Source organism: Novipirellula aureliae (genome assembly GCF_007860185.1).
In the GTDB taxonomy this organism is placed as follows: domain Bacteria; phylum Planctomycetota; class Planctomycetia; order Pirellulales; family Pirellulaceae; genus Novipirellula_A; species Novipirellula_A aureliae.
The window spans coordinates 1-3,359 of sequence record NZ_SJPY01000026.1 but is presented as its reverse complement, the minus strand read 5'-3'; the positions used below and the strand labels follow the sequence as shown (position 1 = coordinate 3,359).

The window sequence follows — 3,359 nt, the reverse complement described above, 5'->3', positions numbered from 1 at the left end:
GCAAACCTATGTTGCCACAATACTACCAAGCCGTGAACCAATTCATCGAACACCGGAGTTATGCTCTTAGAAAACCTCGGGGGTTTGGGGGCTGGTCCCCAATTCCGCTGGAGGAACAAAATCGGAGTTTGGAAATACTTTAGTTCCAAACCGAACTTGACAAACCATTAGACCGTTGCTGACCCCCGCGAAGCGTTCTCCATCGTGCCGACAACATGGCGGGCATCCTACCCACCAACGAAAAACGGCAGCCTTTCGGCTACCGTTTCTATGAAGCTTCGCTCCGGTGCAAGCAGTGGATCACTCATCAAAGAGACCTGACCCATTTGATTTCCCCGTGCCTTCGGCGAATCGATTCTACTAAGCTGCACGTAAAACTCTCACTTCGCTTACGCTCGTTCGCTATTCGCTTGCGCTCACTGCTCGCCTATCGGCTCGTAAAGATGCGCGGACTCGGCATCCAGCCGAAAGCGATGGCGGGCATCCTGCCCACCAACGAAAAACGGCAGCCTTTCGGCTACCGTTCGGGTGTTGCTTCGCTCAGGTGCAACCGGTGGATTCGTTCGAAACGGTACCGGACACCTTAAAATTATTCTTAGTCATGCGGCGGCCATCCGGGCCGCCGTGCCTTCGGCGAATCGATTCTACTAAGCTGCACGTAAAACTCTCACTTCGCTTACGCTCGTTCGCTATTCGCTTGCGCTCACCGCTCGCCTATCGGCTCGAAGCGTGCGCGGTCACGGCATCCAGCCGAAAGCCATGGCGGGCATCCTGCCCGCCAACGAAAAACGGCAGCCTTTCGGCTACCGTTTCAATGTTTCTTCGCTCCGGTGCATCGTGTGGATTGCGTTAAAACGGTACCGGACACCTTAAACTTATTCATTTCGGTGTCCGACACCTTTGATCGCTCTCAAGCAAGAAAGAGGTGCCGCTTAAAATCGCATGTGTACGTTTCAAACGACACCTCCGGCGAGTCATCATCGACGCACCATCGACTCGGTTATTCCTTCAGTCAGTTGGTCCTCACCAGAGCTGCCGTCCGCTTCACCGAGCACATTCATGTTACCACACCATCACCACACCGTGAACCAATTCATCGAACACCAGAGTTATGCTCTTAGAAAACCTCGGGGGTTTGGGGGCTGGCCCCCAATTCCGCTGGAGGAACAAAATCGGAGTTTGGAAATACTTTATTTCCAAACCGAGCTTGACAAACCATTAGACCGTTGCTGACCCCCGCGAAGCGTTACCTTACACTGCTTAAACTTATTCGCTTCGCTCCAGTGCAGTTAGTCGTTTCCTTCAGAAACTACCCCCGTCCCATTTAATCGCTCCCAACGGTATGACGAAGGGTTGAATCAAGAATGATGATGAAACGCCGTTTACGTTCGACAATAAGGGGTCGCTCAAAATTTGCGATGTCGGCAAGTGTTTTGTTGGAAAGCTGCTCATACCAATCTCTTGTTGTCCACAAAGAATTTTTGAGGCGACGTGAGATGGTTCCGACATGAACTCGATTTCCTAGCACCATGCCAGCGATAGTCTTAAGTCGTCGGTTGTGCGGAGCGAGCAAGAACGCAAGAACCATTGGAGCGAGTGCTTTTTGGATTGGCTTGGAAAGATCTTTGGAAATAGGGCGAAAGAAATGCTTGACGTTTTTCGGTAGACCTAATAACATTTTGAAGCTCCCCGGTGCATGCGACATTGCTTCGCGACCGGACGAAAACCATTGAGAGTTCGGTCGCCGGGGAGTATTCTAGGAACTCCGGTGTAACGGGTCGAATTTCAATGCTAGCAAATGATGGAGGCTAAAAAGCGCAACGGCATAGAGTCTGACCCCACGCGAAGCGTCCCCCTAGTGTGTGGGAAACTACCTATTCAGCCATTTCGGTGTCCGACACCTTTGATCGCTCAAGTTTGACCCCCGCGAAGCGTTAACCCTTGTCGCGAAGCGTTACCCCAGTTTTGTTAAAGCAATATCTGCCCAGTATTTTATTTCCTGAGGCTCATCTAATGACGCAACAATATCTTCAAGAACATCTCGTACTGCTCCTAGCTCATTCGCATTCAACTCTGGTTGACGCACACACAAACTCGTAATTGTGTCTAAACGCTTTTCGTACGTGATGCGACTACGCCAATCATCGGGCGTTCCGATCGGTCTTTCCCGATCCATTGTCAAGCCACAAAGGTCCAAGCCAATCCGCATTGCGTTTTGATCCCTACAAGTGATCAATGTCCGCATCCAAATGGGCCACTCACCAAGGCGTGTTTTCAATTCGCCGGATCGTATCCTCGCTTGCATGGATCTCAGAATTTCGATCACGTGTTGCTTGCCTAGCTGATCCGCACAGCGCACACATACAGAGTACGATTCTGCTAAAGCATTTAGAATGCCTCCCAACAACAATGGGGAAGCATCGCTTCTAAGATAATTCGTCGCATAGAACATCAGGTGAGACGTCTTGTAGCTACTGCTGCAAAACTGTAGTAAAGCGATAGCTTCACGATCAAAACGGCTTTCCACAAAAGACCCAGAGTAGTCGTTTGCTATCCGGCAAAGATGAACAGCCTTGAGAAACTCAAAAAGCTGTTGATCACAAAGATCAATATCTAAGGACATTGAACCAGTTGCTCTCCGAGTGATTCCCATAGTTTTGCCGCTCTTCGTTCAAGCGTATACAGTCCATCCAACTGCCTATCAACTTCTCTAATATTGTCCAAAATAGCATCTCGACGTCCGAGCGGAAGATCCGTCCTCAGTTGGTCTCGCAAATTAATCAAGTTCCTACGTGCATCGAAGATTTCATCGCTTAGTTTCCCTAACTCCTCAAAAGCCTCTTTCCTAGCTCGTTCTAACGCTTTTCTTCTTCCCCCGCTGGTGCAGAGTCGCTTTACGCAGGCTCGTAACCCCCCAGCAATCACAGGGCCTTCACCCGATGGAATCGTTATTATGTCGATAACGATAGCGACTCCGGCGATAACTTCAATTATGACAATAGGATTACGCATTTGATCTGGATCGCCGTTTGGCATATCGCCAAACGGGCCATTGTTTCCAGGGAAACCATCAGGTGGGATAAGCCCAAACGGATCAACCTTGTTTATCGGACTTGAATTTACAAACTCAAACAAGTTCCATTCACTTCCATCGAACCCGATGGGGTCTCTGGAGCAAGACCCCAACAAGGCTTGGGGTTTGTAGGGTCGGCGGCGTTTTTGCCGGGGAAGCGTTGATGAGTGGCAGCTCAATCGGCGATGGTTGCAACTACGGCCAGCCTCACGCGCGCGAGGCGCGTGGGGAGAAGGTCGACGAGTTTTTGCTTGGAGCGTCATGATCGTTAGTTTAAACGATTCCA

General features: G+C 50.2%; 3 protein-coding genes. All 3 read right to left on the bottom strand.

Features of this window, described 5'->3' with window-relative positions; all coding sequences use genetic code 11:
- Positions 1-1,324: 1,324 nt before the first annotated feature.
- The 3 genes from Q31b_RS29255 to Q31b_RS27570 all read right to left on the bottom strand — a co-directional run bounded on the left by Q31b_RS29255 (position 1,325) and on the right by Q31b_RS27570 (position 3,135).
- Entirely contained in the window at positions 1,325-1,678 is a 354-nt protein-coding gene (locus Q31b_RS29255; RefSeq protein WP_146602898.1) for a hypothetical protein, read from the bottom strand.
- Positions 1,679-1,954: 276 nt separating this feature from the next.
- Positions 1,955-2,623 carry a hypothetical protein gene (locus Q31b_RS27575; protein WP_146602897.1) on the bottom strand — a complete coding sequence of 223 codons (669 nt, stop codon included), beginning with the start codon at positions 2,621-2,623 and terminating at the stop codon, positions 1,955-1,957.
- Positions 2,614-3,135, bottom strand: a complete 522-nt coding sequence (locus Q31b_RS27570; RefSeq protein WP_146602896.1) for a hypothetical protein — start codon at positions 3,133-3,135, stop codon at positions 2,614-2,616. The genes Q31b_RS27575 and Q31b_RS27570 overlap by 10 nt, the downstream gene beginning before the upstream one ends.
- Positions 3,136-3,359: the final 224 nt, after the last annotated feature.